22 protein-coding genes and 1 pseudogene are annotated in these 16,885 nt (G+C 67.5%); 10 read left to right on the forward strand and 13 right to left on the reverse strand.

The window, feature by feature from the left end; translation table 11 throughout:
- Positions 1-8 precede the first annotated feature (8 nt).
- From NOV86_RS01155 to NOV86_RS01170, 4 genes are all read right to left on the reverse strand, one after another.
- Positions 9-416, reverse strand: a complete 408-nt coding sequence (locus tag NOV86_RS01155) for a plastocyanin/azurin family copper-binding protein (RefSeq protein WP_267639390.1) — start codon at positions 414-416, stop codon at positions 9-11.
- Positions 417-485: 69 nt separating this feature from the next.
- Positions 486-689, reverse strand: a complete 204-nt coding sequence (locus NOV86_RS01160; protein ID WP_267639391.1) for a heavy-metal-associated domain-containing protein — start codon at positions 687-689, stop codon at positions 486-488.
- Between the two features lie 51 nt (positions 690-740).
- Complete coding sequence (locus NOV86_RS01165; protein WP_267639392.1) at positions 741-1,220, reverse strand: Lrp/AsnC family transcriptional regulator; 480 nt, start codon at positions 1,218-1,220, stop codon at positions 741-743.
- A 217-nt stretch (positions 1,221-1,437) separates the two neighbouring features.
- The gene (locus tag NOV86_RS01170) at positions 1,438-2,010 is read right to left on the reverse strand and encodes a peroxidase-related enzyme (protein WP_267639393.1); all 573 of its coding nucleotides are present in this window, start codon (positions 2,008-2,010) and stop codon (positions 1,438-1,440) included.
- A gap of 135 nt (positions 2,011-2,145) precedes the next feature.
- On the opposite strand from NOV86_RS01170, the gene NOV86_RS01175 reads away from it, so the two are divergent.
- Positions 2,146-2,790, forward strand: a complete 645-nt coding sequence (locus tag NOV86_RS01175; RefSeq protein ID WP_267639394.1) for a uracil-DNA glycosylase family protein — start codon at positions 2,146-2,148, stop codon at positions 2,788-2,790.
- A 1-nt stretch (position 2,791) separates the two neighbouring features.
- On the opposite strand, the gene NOV86_RS01180 is transcribed toward NOV86_RS01175, so the two are convergent.
- Positions 2,792-3,427, reverse strand: a complete 636-nt coding sequence (locus NOV86_RS01180; RefSeq protein WP_267639395.1) for a hypothetical protein — start codon at positions 3,425-3,427, stop codon at positions 2,792-2,794.
- 34 nt (positions 3,428-3,461) lie between these two features.
- Here NOV86_RS01180 and NOV86_RS01185 point away from each other — a divergent pair, with 34 nt between their 5' ends.
- Positions 3,462-3,965, forward strand: a complete 504-nt coding sequence (locus tag NOV86_RS01185; protein ID WP_267639396.1) for a hypothetical protein — start codon at positions 3,462-3,464, stop codon at positions 3,963-3,965.
- A 77-nt stretch (positions 3,966-4,042) separates the two neighbouring features.
- Here NOV86_RS01185 and NOV86_RS23180 read toward each other — a convergent pair.
- Together NOV86_RS23180 and dinB are read right to left on the reverse strand one after the other, a co-directional pair.
- Positions 4,043-4,186, reverse strand: a pseudogene (locus tag NOV86_RS23180) (DnaJ domain-containing protein); the annotation flags it as partial.
- Positions 4,187-4,257: 71 nt separating this feature from the next.
- Positions 4,258-5,577: a DNA polymerase IV gene (gene dinB / locus NOV86_RS01195; protein WP_267641695.1), complete on the reverse strand. Its 1,320-nt coding sequence runs from the start codon at positions 5,575-5,577 to the stop codon at positions 4,258-4,260.
- Between the two features lie 203 nt (positions 5,578-5,780).
- On the opposite strand from dinB, the gene NOV86_RS01200 reads away from it, so the two are divergent.
- Positions 5,781-6,143, forward strand: coding sequence for a hypothetical protein (locus NOV86_RS01200; RefSeq protein ID WP_267639398.1), 363 nt, complete (start codon positions 5,781-5,783; stop codon positions 6,141-6,143).
- Position 6,144: 1 nt separating this feature from the next.
- Here the strand turns inward: NOV86_RS01200 and NOV86_RS01205 are convergent, their stop codons facing one another.
- On the reverse strand, positions 6,145-6,963 hold the full coding sequence (locus NOV86_RS01205) for an aldo/keto reductase (protein ID WP_267639399.1): 819 nt from the start codon (positions 6,961-6,963) through the stop codon (positions 6,145-6,147).
- 197 nt (positions 6,964-7,160) lie between these two features.
- Here NOV86_RS01205 and NOV86_RS23420 point away from each other — a divergent pair, with 197 nt between their 5' ends.
- The 5 genes from NOV86_RS23420 (at position 7,161) to NOV86_RS01225 (ending at position 10,244) form a co-directional block, all read left to right on the forward strand.
- Positions 7,161-7,268 (forward strand): DUF7989 family protein, encoded by a 108-nt coding sequence (locus NOV86_RS23420; RefSeq protein WP_497007453.1) that lies wholly within the window; start codon positions 7,161-7,163, stop codon positions 7,266-7,268.
- A gap of 136 nt (positions 7,269-7,404) precedes the next feature.
- Positions 7,405-7,911, forward strand: a complete 507-nt coding sequence (locus NOV86_RS01210) for an HTH domain-containing protein (RefSeq protein WP_267639400.1) — start codon at positions 7,405-7,407, stop codon at positions 7,909-7,911.
- Positions 7,912-7,913: 2 nt separating this feature from the next.
- Entirely contained in the window at positions 7,914-8,120 is a 207-nt protein-coding gene (locus NOV86_RS01215) for a hypothetical protein (RefSeq protein WP_267639401.1), read from the forward strand.
- Positions 8,121-8,229: 109 nt separating this feature from the next.
- On the forward strand, positions 8,230-9,105 hold the full coding sequence (locus tag NOV86_RS01220; protein ID WP_267639402.1) for a CbiX/SirB N-terminal domain-containing protein: 876 nt from the start codon (positions 8,230-8,232) through the stop codon (positions 9,103-9,105).
- Between the two features lie 2 nt (positions 9,106-9,107).
- A complete protein-coding gene (locus NOV86_RS01225; protein WP_267639403.1) occupies positions 9,108-10,244 on the forward strand; it encodes a DR2241 family protein in 1,137 nt (378 codons plus the stop codon).
- Between the two features lie 24 nt (positions 10,245-10,268).
- Here the strand turns inward: NOV86_RS01225 and NOV86_RS01230 are convergent, their stop codons facing one another.
- From NOV86_RS01230 to NOV86_RS01240, 3 genes are all read right to left on the reverse strand, one after another.
- Positions 10,269-10,841, reverse strand: a complete 573-nt coding sequence (locus NOV86_RS01230; protein WP_267639404.1) for a DUF7524 family protein — start codon at positions 10,839-10,841, stop codon at positions 10,269-10,271.
- 33 nt (positions 10,842-10,874) lie between these two features.
- On the reverse strand, positions 10,875-11,069 hold the full coding sequence (locus NOV86_RS01235; RefSeq protein WP_267639405.1) for a methytransferase partner Trm112: 195 nt from the start codon (positions 11,067-11,069) through the stop codon (positions 10,875-10,877).
- 150 nt (positions 11,070-11,219) lie between these two features.
- Positions 11,220-12,578 (reverse strand): adenylosuccinate synthase, encoded by a 1,359-nt coding sequence (locus NOV86_RS01240; RefSeq protein ID WP_267639406.1) that lies wholly within the window; start codon positions 12,576-12,578, stop codon positions 11,220-11,222.
- 209 nt (positions 12,579-12,787) lie between these two features.
- Between NOV86_RS01240 and NOV86_RS01245 the strand changes: the two genes are divergently transcribed.
- Complete coding sequence (locus tag NOV86_RS01245) at positions 12,788-13,093, forward strand: hypothetical protein (protein ID WP_267639407.1); 306 nt, start codon at positions 12,788-12,790, stop codon at positions 13,091-13,093.
- Here NOV86_RS01245 and NOV86_RS01250 read toward each other — a convergent pair.
- Positions 13,090-15,462 carry a DUF7527 domain-containing protein gene (locus NOV86_RS01250; protein WP_267639408.1) on the reverse strand — a complete coding sequence of 791 codons (2,373 nt, stop codon included), beginning with the start codon at positions 15,460-15,462 and terminating at the stop codon, positions 13,090-13,092. The genes NOV86_RS01245 and NOV86_RS01250 overlap by 4 nt on opposite strands.
- Positions 15,463-15,539: 77 nt before the next feature.
- The gene (locus NOV86_RS01255) at positions 15,540-15,818 is read right to left on the reverse strand and encodes a UPF0058 family protein (RefSeq protein ID WP_267639409.1); all 279 of its coding nucleotides are present in this window, start codon (positions 15,816-15,818) and stop codon (positions 15,540-15,542) included.
- A gap of 122 nt (positions 15,819-15,940) precedes the next feature.
- Between NOV86_RS01255 and NOV86_RS01260 the strand changes: the two genes are divergently transcribed.
- Positions 15,941-16,846, forward strand: coding sequence for a hypothetical protein (locus NOV86_RS01260; protein ID WP_267639410.1), 906 nt, complete (start codon positions 15,941-15,943; stop codon positions 16,844-16,846).
- Positions 16,847-16,885 lie beyond the last annotated feature (39 nt).

Below are 16,885 nucleotides of genomic sequence, written 5' to 3' on the forward strand. Positions count from 1 at the left end.
ACGTCTCGCTATTCCTCGACGACGACCGTCCCGACCATCCCCACGTTCCGGTGCGGGGAGCAGTAGTACTCGTACGTGCCGGGGACCTCGAAGGTGTACTCGTAGGTATACCCCTCGTCGTAGGTCTTCGTCGCGCCGCCCTCGGTGCCCGGCCAGTCGGCCTCCGCTGGCTGGCTCTCGACGACGATGTTGTGCGTGTTCGACTCCCACTCCCACGTGACGGTGTCGCCGACGGCGACCGTGAGCTCCTTCGGGTCGTAGACGAACTCCCCGTTCGGGCCGACGGCGACGGTTCCGGGCTCTCTCGTGGACGTGCTGTCGCCACCACCACCACCCATGCACCCGGCGAGCACGGCCGGGAGTGCAGCGACACCTGCGCGCAGGAAGCGACGACGGGACGGACTGGCGTCTGTCATCGGCCGGAACTAGCCACGCGAATAACAAATAGGCGTTCATCGCACCGCGCGAGCGCGGCGGCGGGTGCGCTACTCGACCGTCTCGGCCTCGTACCCCGCCATCTGGACCTTCTCGAGGACCTCGTCGGGTGAGACGTCGCCTTCGACCGTGGCGACCTGCTCCTCGCTGTCGATGTCGACGGAATCGACCCCGTCGGCCATCTCGATGGCCGTCTGGACGATCTCCTCGTGCGTGTGGTAGGTCATGTCGCTGACGCGGATGCGCGTCGTCATGGCTGTCCCTGCGTCCCGTACCTATAGAACAGTTTTGGTCGAACCGGTCCCTCAGCGGACGACGGGCTGTTCGGTTCCCTCGGGGGCGTCGGGGTCGGCGACCTGGGGCTCCCACCGGTCGGCCGAGAGGAGACTGACCTCGTAGTTCTCGACGAGGTCGAGTTCGACGGCGTCGGCGAGCAGGTCGCGGACCTCGCCGCGGGGCACGTTGGCCTTCAGGACGACGCGGGAGTCGGCGGTCAGGTAGGCGTGGTCGACGGCTTCGAGGCCGGCGAACCGGTCGAGGACCTCGTCGTCGACGGTGGGGCAGAGGTCGACCTCGGCCAGGACGGCGACCCCGTCGGCGAGCTTGTCGGTGTCGACGTCGATGGTGAACCGCCGGATGATCCCCATCGAGCGGAGGCGGTCGATACGGTCGGACACGGTGGGCGGGGAGACGCCGACGAGTTCGGCGATGTCGCTGTACGTCCTGCTGGCGTCTTCGAGGAGGAGCCGGAGGATGTTCAGGTCGGTGTCGTCCAGGTCTCGCATGTCAGCAGTTGGTGGATTCACCACCATACATTTTTCGACATTGTTTGAGAGATTAAAATACATGATTTAAATCCGTTTACTGTTCTCAACCTCCTGTGTCACTCGGTTTCACCAGCATAGATGGCACGGTCGTGTCCACCCGGACTCTTCCGGCGTGACCGACGACCGGCGTTTGCCTCACGAGAGCGAAGTTTCAGGTCCGGTGACCAGTCCGGGGTCAGCGGCCCATCGTGTGGAACGCGGCGTTGGGGCGCATGTCCGCGAGGTGGGCCATGCGGTTCGAGAGGTTGAAGAAGGAGGTGACACTGCCGATGTCCCAGATGGCGCGCCGGGAGAACCCGTGGTCCTCAAGGCGGGCGAAGTCGTCCTCGTCGATCTCCCCGGGGGACTCGGTGAGCGTCACGGCGAAGTCGAGCATCGCGAGGTGGGCGTCGTTCAGGTCGGCGGTCCGGTGGTTCGCGACGAGGTGGTCGGCGAGCAGCGGGTCGTCGGCGTAGATGCGCACCAGCGCCCCGTGGGCGACGTTGCAGTAGTAGCAGTCGTTGACGCCACTGACGGCGACGACGATCATCTCGATCTCCTCGCGTTCGAGTTCGGTGTGCTCGACCAGCGCGTCGTAGTACTGGAAGAACGCCCGGAAGTGCGAGGGGCGGTAGGCGTACGCGAGGAAGACGTTCGGGACGAACCCTGCGCGCTCCTCCTCAGCGTCGATTCGCTCTCTGAGGTCCTCCGGGAGGTCTTCAACGTCGGGCACCGGGAACCGGGTCATGGCTGGGACGTCGTCTGCCATACGCTGCCCGACGGCCGCCCGGCGTATGAAACGTGTGGGCACCCGCCGTCGGAGCGCACCCACGACGCGACGTGGCCGGCCCAAGTATCGTCGCTGAGCGAGAAGGTTAAAAACTGACCTGACGATATCACATCCGTGGAGAACGTCACTGACAGGGTGTCGAACCCGTTCGGCTTCAAACCGCCGGCACGGTTCCTGCCGGCCGACGGCGGGCCGGAGTCGGTCCCGGGCTACGGCGACGCGAACGCGGACTTCCACGTCATCGGCGACCACGCCGGCGTCCACGGCGGGCAGTCGACCGGCGTCCCGTTCACCGCGTCGCCCAGCGGGGAGCGACTCCAGCGGGTGCTGCACGACGCCGGCTTCCTGGCGGACGAGTACGCGGACGCGCCGGTCCCAGAGAACCTCTACCTGAGCTACCTGTTCTTCCCGCGGTTGCCCGCGGGAAAGGCGCCGACCGAGGACGACTACTGGGAGCTGGAGCGCTACTTCGACGCGGAACTGCGTGCCATCAACGCGCACATCCTCGTCCCCGTCGGCGAGACCGCCATCGAGCACGTCGTCCGGGAGTACACGACGCTGCGGCATCGATTCCCCGACCCGCTCGACGTCGACGCGATGCACGCGATGGAACTGCGCGGGCGCGGCTTCATGGTCGTCCCCGTGAAGGAGCCGAGCGAGTGGGAGGACGAGGAGGAGGCCGCGCTCCGGGAGCGACTGCTCGCCATCCTCGCGTCGGACTACAGACAGACGAAGGGCGTCGCGACCCTCGTCGGGTAGCTCAGAACAGGGCCATCACGCGCGGCCGGACGAACGCCGACAGCAGCAACACGACGACCGCCAGCACCGGGAAGACCAGCGTGAGCAGGTCGACGTAGAGGTAGGGGACCGCGCCGGCGTAGTCCAGCGCGAACCCGGCCAGCGGCGTCGAGACCGCCAGGACGTACAGGTACGACGGGCGGAAGTTCTTCGCCTTGTGCGTGTGTTTGATGATGACCATGAACACGAACGGCATCACCAGCGCGCCGGCCAGCAACACGCCGCCGAAGGCGGCCGCCGCGATGGCCAGCGCGAGCGAGCTGCCGACGAGTTCGTTGATGCTGACCCACTTGTACGGGCGGGTGGCCCGCCAGGCGCGGTTGATGCCGAACAGGACGATGGGTACCACGACCAGCGCGGCGAGCGCGCCGTACCACTGCTGGGTCGGGAGCGGCGGGTCAGCGACCAGCGCGGCGTCCCCGAGCACGAACGACATCGGCTGGGCGATGTCGTACCGGGTCGACGACAGGGCGGCCCAGAGCGCCGCGGTGTCGGTGCCGGCGGCGGCGAGTTCGCCTGACAGCTGGCGGAGGCCGTCGGCGTAGGCCAGCCCGAACTGGGCCAGCCCGCCGACGTACAGCAGCGTCGACAGCAACATCAGGGGCCAGCCGAGGCTGAGGTCGTTCCACCAGTTGAACAGCGCGTTGTCGGTCCACGACCCCGAGGCCGTCCCAGAGGCGGTGCCGATGTCGCTGTCCGCGGCACTGCTGGACCGAGAAGACCGGCCCGAGCCGGTGGAACCGCCAGTCCGGCTCGACCGCGTGCTCGACGAACTCGACCGGTTGCGCGACGTGGAGGTGGCCGAGGACGTGGCGGAGGAGGTCGACGCCGAGGAACTGGACCGGCTGGACGACGACCCCGAGCGACTGCTGGTACTGCTGCCACTGCTGGAACTGCTGGTCCGTGTCCGCCGGTTGCTGCCAGAACGGCTGCTGCTGCCGGAGCGACTGCTGCTCGACCGGCCGGACCGCGACCGGCTGCTCCGCGACGACCGCGAGTTACCGGCCGACCCGGAGCCGGTGCTCGACGAGCGCGAACTCGTCGACGAACTCGTCGAACTGGACGTCGTGCTGCTGCTCGTGCCCCGGTTCCAGATGTCCGCCGAGGGGAAACTGACCTTCCGCTTGGCGACGTAGTCCCTGTGTCCGAGTCGGTCGTACGCGTTGCGCTCGGACCTGTCGTTGAGCGTCTCGTACGCCTTCTTCAGGGCGTTGAACTGGGCGGGGGCGTTCGGGTCGTCGTTGAGGTCCGGATGGTACTCTCGCACCTTGTTCCGGAACGCCTTCTTGACCTCCTCCTGGGAGGCGTCCTCGTCCAGTTCGAGGAGGTCGTAGAAGTCCATCTCGTCGTCGGGCATGAGTGAGGAGACTCTCGTCAGTCATCGAAAACGAGGCGGGGGGTTATAGATGCAATGGCATCGGCGGGCCCCTAGAAGTCGGAGAGGGAGGTCTGGCCGCTGGGCAGTTCGGGGCCGCCCCTGGCCGAGTGGTTGTCCTCTGCTGGCGCAGCCCCGTCGGTGTCCTCCGCCCGGTCGTCGGCGTCTCCGGCGCTGCCGCCTGTCGGTCGCTCCTCGCCGCCGCCTCCGGGCCAGGAGTCCAGGCTCGCCTGCTCACGGTCGGTGAACTCGAGGTTCGAGACCCGCACGCCGACCTTCCGGATCTCGGCGTCCGCGAACTCCGTGAGCAGGTCCAGCGCCGTCTCGACCAGCAGCGACTCGTCCTCGACGGGGCCCGGGAGCGACCACTCACGGGTGTTCACGTCGAAGGGCGGTTCGACCGCCTTGATGCCGATGGTCCGGTAGAGCGCGCCCTCGCGACGCGCCCGGTCGGCGACCGCCTCGGCCAGCGTCCGGACCTGCTCGCGCTTCCTGTCCGAATCGGTCACGGGACTCCCGAACGCGGACTCGCGCGAGAAACTCTTGGGCAGGCCCCGCGGCGTGACGGGCCGGTCGTCGATGCCACGGGCCCGGTCGTGGAGTTCCCGGCCGCGCTCGCCGAAGCGGTCGCCCAGTTCGGCGCGGTCGGCCGCCGCGAGGTCGCCCGCCGTCTCGATGCCGGAGTCGCGGAGCTTCCGTGCCGTGACGGGGCCGATGCCGTGGATCTCCTCGACGGGGAGCGGGTCGAGGAAGTCGCGGAGCTCGTCGGGGGTGACGACGACCAGCCCGTCGGGTTTGTCGTGGTCGCTGGCGACCTTCGCGGCCGACATGTTCGGGGCGACCCCGACGCTCGCGACGACGCCCACCTCGCGCTCGATGCGCTGTTTGACGTGGCGGGCGAAGCCCTCGGCGACCGGCCAAGCGGTGCGCTCCGTGACGTCCAGGTAGGCCTCGTCGATGCTCACCTCCCGGACCACGTCGGCGCAGTCGTGGAGGATGTCCTTCACCTCGCTCGCGACCTCCGAGTAGTAGTCGAGGTCGACCGGCCGGTAGTAGCCGGTGTCCGCGGGGTCGTCGGCGGTGGCCCGCCGGGGGAGGCGTTCGAGGGCAGTCGTGATGGCCTGGGCGCTCTCGACGCCGTACTCGCGGGCCTCGTAGCTCGCGGTCGCGACCGCGCCGCCGTCGTCCCCGGCCTCGTAGCCCATCCCGACCACGACCGGCTCGCCGCGGAGTTCGGGCTCGCGGAGGCGCTCGCAGGCCGCGTAGAAGCAGTCCATGTCGACGTGGAGGACGATGCGGTCGGCGTCCTCCGGCTCCGGCGCGACGCCGGGGAGGCGTTCGCCGGTCGGGGTCGGGTCGTCCGGGTCGGCCATCGCGTGTTCGGGTGGGCGTACGAAAGGAAGGTGGTTGAGTGTTCCGTCCGGCGTGTCGTGCGGTCCCTGCTGGCCGGTCGGTGTGGTCGTGGCGTTCAGGCCGACGATTTTTGCCATCTCTCCGTCATGGTATCAGCATGGTCTCCGTGCCGCGAACGCTCACCACGAACCTCTTCGGACAGAATCGAGACGAGAGTGGGCGTGTGGTCGTCCTCGCGGTCGCAATCGCGATAGCGACCGTGCTTGTCGATGCGTTCCTGTTCGCGATCGACCTCTCGATGGCTCCCGTCTCGTACCTGTTCTTCGGCTGCTGCCTGCTCCTGGCCGCCGCGGTCGGATTCAGGCGAGACGGGTTCCTCGTGGGCGTCTTCGTCGCGTGGGTAGTAGCCGCGGCAGCGGTCACGAGCGGGAGTTTCGCCGGGTTCCACGGCTCACCGACGGTCTGGGAACAGTACGTCGTTGCGGCGGTACTCGGCGGAATCGGATTCGGTGTTCCCGTCGGTGTCGTGGGCTATCTTTTCGGGAGGGTGGCCGGCCTGCTCGGTGAAACGCTGGCTACAGAGTGAGTCAGATACCGAGCGTCGCCTTCGCGAACGCCATCCCGTTCTTGACGGGGTCCGGGCGCGCGATGCGGTCGAGCTCGTCGCGGGTGAGCTTGAAGTCGAAGATGTCGAAGTTCTGTTCGATGTGCTCCCGGCTGGTCGCCTTCGGGATGGCGGCGACGTTCCTGTGCTGGGTCGCCCACCGCAAGGCGACCTGTGCCGGCGTCTTGTCGTACTGCTGGCCGATGACGCGGAGCACGTCGTCGTCGAGGATGCCGCCGGTGCCGAGGGGCGAGTACGCCGTGAGCAGGATGTCGGAGTCCTGGCAGTACCGGAGGAGTTCGCGCTGGGGCTTGTAGGGGTGGAACTTCACCTGGTTCGTGAAGATGGGCTCGGGGGAGACGCGCTGGGCCTTCTGCAGGCGCTTCTTCGAGAAGTTCGAGACGCCGACGTGGCGCACCGCGCCCTCCTCGACGAGGTCGGCCATGGCCTGCATGGTGTCGTGGAGGTCGACGAGGGGGTTCGGCCAGTGCAGCAGGAGCAGGTCGACGTAGTCGGTGTCGAGCTTGCGGAGGCTCTCGTCCACCGAGCGTTTGAGCTTGTCCGGGGCGAAGCGGTCCGGGCGGACCTTCGTGGTGAGGAAGACGTCCTCGCGCTCGACGTCGCTGTCGTGGATGGCGTTGCCGACGTACTGCTCGTTGTCGTAGGCCTGTGCGGTGTCGACGTGCCGGTAGCCGACGGAGAGGGCGGTCTTGACGGCCGCGTAGCAGTCCTGCCCCTCGAGTTGCCACGTGCCGAGGCCGAGTCGCGGGACCTGCTCTCCCTGGACGGTCGTGAATTCCATGCCCGGGAGTAGGGCGTGCACGGGGATATGCGTTGACACCTCGGACGACTGGTGGGTGTTCCACGGGACGAGGTGGTTCGGCCGATTCTACCGCCGTCCGGTGCTCCGCAGAGATATAAGGCTGTTAATATGCTATTGATACTTATAATGATTGGCAAGAAAGGCTTATGAGGGTGAGCCATGCTATGAATCACCACATGAACGCAGACAAGCGGACCATGAAAGATGTCAGTCACACCCCACCGAACGGCGAATCTGTCACCAACGTGTGGAATCGAGGAGACGAGCGGAACGACGAAGAATAGCCGTTTCAGAGCGTCTCCTGCGCAGTCGTCCTGACCAATCAGGCCACCCTATATATACTGTCTATAGAATAGACAATAGTGCTATAATTTACCAATCACAGGAACGTTTTAGGTAGTTGCCGTAGCATCTAGGAGCGTGGCTCCAACAGACTCGCACCCGACCGACACACGCACCGCCGAGCTGTGGGTCCGCTCGCACTCGCCGTTCGGTGCCGCGCCCGAACGTGCGACGGTGCTCGACTCGCTCGAGACCCTCGAAGAAGCCGGCTACTTCGACGACGTGGCCGCGCGCCTGTGGGGGAAGCGCGTGGGCCTCTCGACGATGGCCGCCCGGACCGAAGAGGGGACCGAGATACTCGACCGCGTCACCGACTTCCGCACGTGGGCAGAGCGGAACGACGCGACCATCGACCAGTTCTTCGAGAAGCGGATGATGGACTCCCAGCTGGTGAACGAATCCTACCTCGTCCAGGAACTGCCGACGCTCGCGCTCGCGGAGTACGAGAACGGCGAGGTCGTCCACGTCGCACCCTGCATCATCGACGGGACGCTCCAGACCGTCGAGGACCGCGTCGCGACCATCGAGGCCGACGCCGAAGGCGAGATCGCCCAGCGCGAACTGGCACCAGCGAGCGTCCGGTAGGGATGTCGGTCTTCGTCGCTTCGAACGGTCGCTACTACACGGCCTCCGAGGTCGTCGAGAAGCTCGAGGCGGGGCGGTGGACCTCGTGTCTGTGGGACGAGGACACGGGGCGCGAACTGGTCGAGACCCGCCGTGGGGAGGTGCTGTTGCTGGTCCCGACCTCGCAGGCGGACTTCGAATCGACGTTCGAGACCGAACCGGCACGCTGAGACGGGAGCTGGATTCCGTCGGGATTTTCTGTGGCCCACGACGCTGAGTGACGACCACGCTTTTCCGGGAGACGAAGCCCCTAAGGCCTCCAGTTCCTCAGGGACGGGTATGCAAGCGCTGGTCATCGTGGCACACGGGTCACACCTGAATCCCGAGTCCAGCACGCCGACGTACGCACACGCCGACACCATCCGCGAGGCTGGTGCCTTCGACGAGGTGCGCGAGGCGTTCTGGAAGGAGGAACCGAGCTTCCGCGAGGCGTTGCGGACCGTCGAATCGGACGAAGTGTTCGTCGTGCCGATGTTCATCTCGGAGGGCTACTTCACCGAGCAGGTCATCCCCCGCGAGCTCCGGCTCGACGACTGGGACCCCGACCTGTGGGACTCCGACGGCACGAGCGCCTCCCAGGCGACGCTCCACGCCGAGGACGTCGACAAGACAATCCACTACTGCGGCCCGGTCGGCACGCACGACGCGATGTCCGACGTCATCGTCAAGCGCGCCGAGACCGTGACGGGGGACCCGGACGTGGGCGAGGGCGTCGGCCTCGCGGTCGTCGGCCACGGCACCGAACGCAACGAGAACTCCGCGAAGGCCATCGAGTACCACGCCGACCGCATCCGCGCTACCGGCCGGTTCGACGAGGTGCAGGCGCTGTACATGGACGAGGAGCCGGAGGTCGACGACGTGACCGACTTCTTCGAAAGCGAGGACGTCGTCGTCGTCCCGCTGTTCATCGCCGACGGCTACCACACGCAGGAGGACATCCCCGAGGACATGGGCCTGACCGACGACTACCGGAAGGGCTGGGACACGCCCGCCGAGGTCGACGGGCACCGCATCTGGTACGCCGGCGCCGTCGGCACCGAGGCCCTGATGGCCGACGTGGTCCTCGAACGTGCCCAGGAGGCCGGCGCGGACGTGACCCGGGCGCTGGAGAAGGTCCGCGACGCGACCGGTGGCGTCCCGGCGATGGGTGACTGACGATGGCGGTGACAGGCGAGGCCACCATCGAGGACGACCAGTTCGAGGCCCTCCTCGACGCGGTCCGTGAGGGGCCCATCGACTTCGACGGCCTCGAGGTCCGCTACGAGGACGACGGCTACGTCTTCTCGGTACCGGACCTCACCCGCAAGCACCTCGCCGAGGACGAACTGCACCGCGTCTGTACGGCCAACGCCGACTGGGTGACCAACTGGCACTACTGGGAGACGGTCGTCGAGGGCCACGACACGGCCCGTCGTGCCTTCCTGCGGAAGCTCGAGGCCGCCGAGTCCCACACCGTCCCGGAACGCTACGCGGCCATGCGGGACGTGGAAGCCCACGAGGACGCCCACGAGGGCGACCTCGTCACCGAGTGGGGGCAGGTCCACATCTCGGTCGCCCTCGGCGAGGTCGGCTACCGTCGCTACGAGGTCCGCCACGAGGACGACGCCGACGCCGACCGCGCCGACCTCGCGGTCCACGAGGACCCGCGCGAGGCCCGCGAGCTGGCGAAGTACGACGCGAAGGGGCGCTACCGGCCCCTGCGGACCGCCCCGTCGCTCCCCGGCGGCTTCGTCTTCCCCGACCTGACCAGCAAGGAGCTGCTGACGGTCGTCGACTCGCTCTACCCCGCGACCGTCGCCAACTGGCACCGCGAACAGCAGGGCAACCTCGACGTGAGCCACTGGCACGAGACCACCGAGCGCCAGACCGGCATCTACGGCATCGTCTCCGAGCTCCCGCGCGAGGCCGTCGACTGGGTCGCCGAGTCCTGTTGTGTGGACTCCCAGTGTCTCAAACGCCGCGAGTGGCACTACGAGGAGGACGACCATCTCGACGCGCCCGGCGGTGACGGGCAGTTCCCCTGCCGGGAGCCCTGTTCGCTGGTCGTCGCCGCCTCGCGGAAGTGGACCAAACTCGAGGAGGAGCACGAGCACACCTACGAGTTCGACCTGACCCCGAGCGAGAAGGAACAGGTCGAGGACATCATCGCGGCCGTCGCCGACGGCCGCATCGACGAGATCCGCGAGGCCGACGTGTACGAGGGTGCGAACCGCTACCGGGCGCGCTACCTGCGGGCAAAACGGTTCGACGACCACGGGAACCTCTGTGGCGTCGAGACCGGCGACGAGGAGTAGTCGGGGACCTTCGTTTTCGGCGGGTCAGACGAACAGTATCCAGAGTGCCACCGCCACGCCGACGACGACGACCGCGAGCCCGAGGAACACCTCGAGGCTGGCGAGCGTCGCCGCGGCCCCGAGCGCCAGCACGAGCGCGAGGCCAGCGAGCACCAGCACGGGCAGCGACTCGTCGACCGGCAGGGCGTCGCGGAGTGACGTGCCGGGGTTCCCCGTCTCCGACGCCGGCGTCGCCTCGTCGCTGGTGCGCTCGGACGGCGGTCCGACCGGCTTCGGCTCCGTGATGGTGACCGGCACGTAGTGCTCCTCGGCGCCGTAGCCCGTCACGATCTTCAGGCGGCCGGAGACCGGGCGCTCGCCCGCCTGCACGTCGACGGGGAACGAGACCTCCGAGTCGGTCTCGACGAAGTGGTTCGTCTCGGGCAGCCGCGCCACTCGCGCCAGGTCGTCGTCGAGGTTGCAGTGCACGTGGACGGCCCGCCCGTGGTTCCGGAGCGTGACGGTGAACGGCCCCGTCGTCTCGAACGAGTCGGCGGTGGGGCTGATGCTGTGGAGCCCGTCCTTGCTGATGTCGACCGGGAGCGCGTCACGTGCCATGCGAAGAGAGCGTGAGAAGTCAGTGTAGTGTGTTCAGGCCGGGACGTCGTCGCGCATGTCCGGCGGCAGGAGGTTCGGGATGCCGTCCTCGATGGGGTAGGACTCGCCGCAGTCGGCACAGACCAGCGTCCCCGTGAGGACCTCGTCCTCGTTCTGCTCGTCGATCTCCAGCTCGAGTTCGCCCTTGTCCATCGGACAGCAGAGGATGTCCATCAGGGATTCCTTCATACCGGGGCAGTTGGGCACCGAGAGCAAAAGGTTTCGGGAAGACGGCGAGGTGGGACGTGGCCGACCCGGTACTCGGTAGGGACGGCTCCCGTAGCGGATGTCGCCGGCCTCATCGGCCACGAAAGAAGCCGCGAAGCGGTCGGCAGCGGGTCAGTACGGGCTGTCGAGGACGAGCGTGTCCTCGCGGTCCGGGCCCATCCCGACGCAGTAGATGTCCGCGTCGAGTTCCTCGGAGATGTACTCGAGGTAGGTCCGGCAGTTCTCCGGAAGGTCCGCCCACTCCTCGACCGCGCTCCAGTCGACGGACTCCCATCCGTCGAAGGTGCGGAAGTTCGCCTCGCACTCTGCCCACTTCTCGGTCGTCGCGGGCATCGTCAGCAGCTCCTCGCCGTCGAGCGTGTAGGAGTGGCCGACCTGGACCTCGTCCATGCCGGCGAGCACGTCGACGTGGTTGACCGCGACGCCGGTGAAGCCGTTCACGCGGGCGGCGTGGCGGAGCATCGGGATGTCGAGCCAGCCGACGCGGCGTGGTCGGCCGGTGACGGTGCCGTACTCGCCACCCTCGTCGCGGATGTACGTCGCGAGTTGCTCCTCCTCGCTGTCGGGGTCGCCGCCGGTGTAGCCCGCGGTCTGTCCCTCGACGCCGCCGAGTTCGGTCGGCATCGGGCCGGTGCCCACGCGCGAGAGGTACCCCTTCACGATACCGATGACCTCGCCCTGCCCGACGGCCGTCGGCGGCAGGCCGGTCCCGGTACAGGCACCGCCGGTGGTCGGGTTCGAGGACGTGACGAAGGGGTAGCTGCCGTGGTCGATGTCGAGGCTCGTCCCCTGTGCGCCCTCCATCATGACCTCGTCGCCCTCGGCGATGCGGTCCGCGAGGAACGACCCACCGTTGACGGCCATGTTCTCCTCCTCGATGCGACGCCCGTACTCGCGGTACTGCTCGTACAGGGCGTCGATGTCGAACTCCTCACCCGTCTCGATACCGAAGACGTCCTCGGCGAGCGCTCGTTTCTGGGGAACGACGTACTCGAGTCGTGCCCGGAGCACGTCGGGGTCGAGCAGGTCACCGATGCGGACGCCGCGGCGGCCGGCCTTGTCCTCGTAGGTCGGGCCGATACCCCGTCCGGTCGTCCCTGCGGAGAGGTCGTCTTCCTCCTTGGCGTCCTCCTCGATACCGTCGAGGACGCGGTGGTAGGGGAGGATGACGTGTGCACGCTCTGCGACGCGAACGTCGGGGTCGAGGCCCCGCTCTCGCAGTCCGTCTATCTCGTCGAACAGCGTTGCCGGGTTCACGACGCAGCCGTTCCCGAGGACGCCGATCTTGCCGCGGATGACGCCGCTCGGGATGAGCGAGAGCTTGTACTCCGTGCCGCCCTCGACCACGGTGTGGCCCGCGTTGTCGCCGCCCTGGTAGCGGACGACCACGTCGGCACCGTCACCGTAGAGGTCGACGACACGACCCTTGCCCTCGTCGCCCAGCTGCGACCCGACTATGGTTACGGTCATTTACAGACACGGATTCCGAGGCTCCCGGTAAACCGATTTCGGTCCGTCGAGCGTCGTGAAGTATTGCCGGAGTCGTTCACGGTCGATGTGAACCGTTCCCAGTGAACAAAAGACATATAACCGCCTTCCGCCAACCATCCGATTCCCCCTTCTCGTATGCCATTGCGACAGCAAGGTTTAAAACCTCCAAAGACAAGTTAACAAATGCCATGATAGACCGACTGGAGAAGGAAGTCGATATGCTGGAACGCCATCTGCAGGTTCTGAAGATGGTGATCGAGAACGAGCCCATCGGCATCGTGAAGATGTCGAACGAGACCGGGTACCCCCACCACAAGGTCCGCTACTCCCTGCGCGTCCTCGAGGAGGAGAACCTCATCGAGCCGTCGAGCCAGGGTGCCATCACGACCGAGCGGACCTCCGAGTTCGTCGACGAACTCGACGGCAAGATCGACGAGATCGTCGAGAAGATGGAGGGCATGAAGATCGAAGGCGCGGCCGAAGTCGAAAGCTAGAGCTCCGGGACGTTGATGTGGAACTCCCCGCCGCGAGTCTCCACCAGACAGAGATGATAGCCGGACTTTCGTGAGAGCTTCACGAAACTCTTCTTCGAATCCCGGCTGAGGAAACTCCCGCTCGTCGCCTCTGCTGCCGTCTCCAGCGCACCAGGGTCGAAGAAGCTCGCGGTGACCAGGAACGCTCCCGAGAGCTGGTCGCTCGTCTGTTTCACTCGCGAGGCGCGCTGTTCGAGGTCGACCATCATGTCCTCGGTCGCGGGGTCGCGCGAGTCGTTCAGGTTCGCCACGACCAGCGGGTTGCCCATCCGGTCGCGGACGACCACGTCGAACGTGGTCTGCTCGCGGTGTTCCTCACCGTTCTCGTCGTAGCGCAGCGAGACGGAGCCGTTGAGCTCGGCACGGTCGGCCTCCGGAATCGCGTCGTAGAGGTCCGACATCGCGCTGGCGTTGCCCGTGTCGCGGATCTCGTAGAGCAGGTCGTAGACGAACCACTCGACGAACTGGTACTCGATGGTGTTCACGAGGAAGTCCTCGAACGCCTGCCCGTCGACCGCGGCGTCGGCCGCGTCGAACTGGGTGTGGTGTTCGAGGCGCAGGTTCCCGTGGACCGCCTCGGCGTTGGCCTCGCCCGCGTGAGCGGACTCCAGCGTGGCGTCGCCCTTCGAGTTGTAGCGGACGAACAGGTTGGTCCCTTCGAGCGCCTCGCGCGGGCTCAACTGGACGCTGGCGGTCGCGGCCGCGCCGCGGGCGTCGGCCAGTTCGGCCTCGAGGTCGGCGATCTCCGCCTCGAGGTCGGCGACCTCCGCCTCCAGCCGGTCGACGGTCTGCTGGAGCTGCTCGTTCTCGGACTGGAGTCGGTCGCGCTCCTCCTCGAGTTCGTCGCGTGCCTCCTCCACGTTCGAGAGGCGCTGCTGGAGCCTGTCGATCTTGTCCTCGCGCTCGAGCATCTCGCGCTCCAGCGGCTCGTCGCTGCTCGACCGGCTCCGGCCCGCGTCGGTGCGGCCGGTGTTCTGCGGAGTCTGGGTGGACTGCTGGCTCCGGTCGGTCGCGGGCTGGTTCCCGGCCGGCTGTGACGAGCCGCCCTGGGACTGGCTCCGGTCCGAGCCCGAGCCACCCATCTCTCGCGGGGGCTGGGTCCCGCCGCTCCGTCGCTGGGCCCGGGACTTGCGGGCCTCGGTCGCGGCCGCAGACGCCCCCTGACTGTCACCTTCGGCGGACCGGTCGGGGTTGATGGAGGGGATGGAACGGGTCTTGCGCCACTGTTCCTCCTCCTGGAAGACGGGGTCGGTGTCCTCCTCGGTCTCGGCCTCGACCGCCTCGAGGACCTCGTCGGGGAGTTCGACGGGGTCGGCGTCGACCTCGTCAGAGACCGCCTCCCACTGTTCGTCGTCGGACTGCTGTTCGGGAGCCGGTTCGGCGGGCGTCCCGGCCCCGGCATCGGGAGTCGGTTCGGCCGACGCGGCGTCGGCCCGGCGGCCGGCGTCCGCTCGCCCGTCGGCGGGCTCGGTGTCGGGGTCGGGCGCTGGCTCCGCCCCGCGTGCCGGCTCGGCCTCGGTGACGGGGTCGGCGCCCGTCGCTGGCTCCGGGTCCGGCTCGGGTTCCGCGTCCGCGGGGTCGGGCTCGGGGACCGGGTCGCGGGTCGTGGTGTCGGCGCTCGGCATCGGTTCGGCCCCGCCCGCGGGGTCGTCGTCCGCCGGTTCGGCCGGCGGTGCCGGCGTCGCCTCCGGCTCCTCGGCCGGGGTGGTCACGCCCGCCCCACCGTTCGGGGTCGCGTCCGTGGCCGGGTCGTCGGCGGGCTCCGGGTCCGGTTCGGGTTCGGGTTCCGGGTCGCCCGGGATGTCGACCACGTCGATCTCGACGTCCATCACGGTGTAGATGCCGACCTCGTCGTCGGCACGGTCGAACGCCTCGTCGCCCGTCAGCAGGCGTTCCTGGTTGCCGACGAACGCACAGCTCATCGACCGGCCACCGTAGTAGACGACGTAGTAGTCGCCCGAGAGGACGTTCTCGGAGAGTTCGATGTAGCCCGTGAAGTTCCCGGAGGTGAGCGTCGAGTCCGCCTCCGAGATGGGTGTGTCGTTGGTGTAGTACTTCGCACGTTCCTCGCCGCCTCGCTCCCGCATCGCGAACAGGAGCGGCAACGAGGGGTGTGGGGCCTCGTAGGCCGTCCCCGGTGCATCGTCGTAATCGTCGATAGTCCCGTCGAAGACGCCGACCACGCGGCCGTTCAGCATGAACAGCCACGTCGTCCCGGCCGTCACGGCCCCGGTGAACTCCGTGTCCGCGAGGCCACGAAGTTCGTCGAAACCGCCTGGGAACGGCCGGGAGTCCCAGCCCTCGACGCGCTCTACCGTGCGCGAGTCCATATACTGGCTAAAACCGGATGCGGAACAAATAGTTTCCGGGGATTCTCGCGGTTCAGCCAGCCGGACGTGTTAGAAAGTTAAATCTTCGACTCGGCGTCGTCCGCGAGTTCCTCCATCCGCTTCTGGATGCGACCCGCGCTGGAGAACTCGTCCTCGCTCATCGCGCTCGCCAGGGCGTTCCCGAGGACGAAGACGGCGTGTTTGTGCTCGCTCTTGGACTTGTGGACGTCGGAGGGGTCGACGTTGAGGCCGTGGTACTGTTCGAAGATCTCGTCCGGGATGTCGTTCTGCTCCTCGAAGTACTCCATGATGAGCACCATCTGTTCGTGGAGTTCGAGAAGTTCGTCCTTGTGCATGGGTGCCTGTTGGATAGTTCCAGATTTAAGCGTTATTGTGGACCTGAGAACCCGGCTCAGCCGGGGCGTCAGACGACTGGCATACAATGGTTTTTGTAATGCTCGGTCGTATTCGCCGATGAATGCCGACCCTCCGCCTCGACCTCACCGAGGAGACGCTGCAGAAGCTCGATATGGAGACCGACCTGCTCGGCTTCGAGGACGTCCAGGAGTACCTGACGTGGATCATCGGGAACCGGGCGGCCATCGAGCAGGGGACCGAACGCGACCAGTTGCTCACGGAGTACCAGGCGCGGGTCGAGGAGCTCGAAGCGGAGAGACAGGCGGATTCGGACGCCACCGGCGGCGATGGTGGCGGCAGGGCAGACACGGGCAGCCAGCAGGCCGAGGCCGACGGCGGCAGCCGCCGGCGCGGGACCGGCGAGGTCGTGGTCTCCAGTTCCGGCGGCGACGACACCGACCACCGCAGCCTCGGCGGGAACTTCGCGCCCGAGCGCGTCGAACGCTTCACCGACGAGGACCTCGACACCCACGCGGGCGTCCTCAGCGGGGTCGAGGGCGAGCGCCTCGACGAGTTCGCCCGCCGGGCCGTCGCCCAGACACGAGAGCAACTCGGGCGGGACCCGACGACCGGGCTCAGCTACAGCTCGAACACCACCATCAGCACCACGACCAGCGACGTCTCGCTCGGAGCCGACATCGCGGACCTCGCGGACATCGAGGTGCCGGGTCGCTCCGAGGAGAAGACCGAGCCCCGTCGCGAGGCCGTCGGCGCCGCACTGGCCTACCTGAAGGACGTCGGGTCGGCCCGTCGCTCCGACTTCGTCGACGAACTGTACGAGGAGTTCCCCGCGAAGTACGGCTCCCCGGACGGCTGGTGGGACTGCATCAAGACCGGGCTGAAGCAGGTCGACGTGGTCGAGGGCGGCGACGGCCGGCGCGTCTGGCGGTTCCGACGGACCGAGATATCGAACGAGTCGGGGACGCTCAAGGGTCGAGGACCGAAGCGCGTCGTTGATTCGAACTAGCTGCGCGCCCGCACTCGCCCCGTCCGCCTGCCCTGACCG

The organism is Haloarchaeobius amylolyticus (assembly GCF_026616195.1).
Lineage (GTDB): Archaea > Halobacteriota > Halobacteria > Halobacteriales > Natrialbaceae > Haloarchaeobius > Haloarchaeobius amylolyticus.

Bases quoted from the DNA above. Each gene is read 5' to 3' on its own strand.
- NOV86_RS01155 (WP_267639390.1), bottom strand. From the start codon at position 416: ATGACAGACGCCAGTCCGTCCCGTCGTCGCTTCCTGCGCGCAGGTGTC.
- NOV86_RS01260 (WP_267639410.1), top strand. From the start codon at position 15,941: ATGCCGACCCTCCGCCTCGACCTCACCGAGGAGACGCTGCAGAAGCTC.
- NOV86_RS01170 (WP_267639393.1), bottom strand. From the start codon at position 2,010: ATGGCAGACGACGTCCCAGCCATGACCCGGTTCCCGGTGCCCGACGTT.
- NOV86_RS01255 (WP_267639409.1), bottom strand. From the start codon at position 15,818: ATGCACAAGGACGAACTTCTCGAACTCCACGAACAGATGGTGCTCATC.
- NOV86_RS01165 (WP_267639392.1), bottom strand. From the start codon at position 1,220: ATGCGAGACCTGGACGACACCGACCTGAACATCCTCCGGCTCCTCCTC.
- NOV86_RS01250 (WP_267639408.1), bottom strand. From the start codon at position 15,462: ATGGACTCGCGCACGGTAGAGCGCGTCGAGGGCTGGGACTCCCGGCCG.
- NOV86_RS01235 (WP_267639405.1), bottom strand. From the start codon at position 11,069: ATGAAGGAATCCCTGATGGACATCCTCTGCTGTCCGATGGACAAGGGC.
- dinB (WP_267641695.1), bottom strand. From the start codon at position 5,577: ATGGCCGACCCGGACGACCCGACCCCGACCGGCGAACGCCTCCCCGGC.
- NOV86_RS23420 (WP_497007453.1), top strand. From the start codon at position 7,161: ATGAACGCAGACAAGCGGACCATGAAAGATGTCAGTCACACCCCACCG.
- NOV86_RS01205 (WP_267639399.1), bottom strand. From the start codon at position 6,963: ATGGAATTCACGACCGTCCAGGGAGAGCAGGTCCCGCGACTCGGCCTC.
- NOV86_RS01240 (WP_267639406.1), bottom strand. From the start codon at position 12,578: ATGACCGTAACCATAGTCGGGTCGCAGCTGGGCGACGAGGGCAAGGGT.
- NOV86_RS01230 (WP_267639404.1), bottom strand. From the start codon at position 10,841: ATGGCACGTGACGCGCTCCCGGTCGACATCAGCAAGGACGGGCTCCAC.
- NOV86_RS01215 (WP_267639401.1), top strand. From the start codon at position 7,914: ATGTCGGTCTTCGTCGCTTCGAACGGTCGCTACTACACGGCCTCCGAG.
- NOV86_RS01225 (WP_267639403.1), top strand. From the start codon at position 9,108: ATGGCGGTGACAGGCGAGGCCACCATCGAGGACGACCAGTTCGAGGCC.
- NOV86_RS01245 (WP_267639407.1), top strand. From the start codon at position 12,788: ATGATAGACCGACTGGAGAAGGAAGTCGATATGCTGGAACGCCATCTG.
- NOV86_RS01160 (WP_267639391.1), bottom strand. From the start codon at position 689: ATGACGACGCGCATCCGCGTCAGCGACATGACCTACCACACGCACGAG.
- NOV86_RS01180 (WP_267639395.1), bottom strand. From the start codon at position 3,427: ATGTTGCTGTCGACGCTGCTGTACGTCGGCGGGCTGGCCCAGTTCGGG.
- NOV86_RS01220 (WP_267639402.1), top strand. From the start codon at position 8,230: ATGCAAGCGCTGGTCATCGTGGCACACGGGTCACACCTGAATCCCGAG.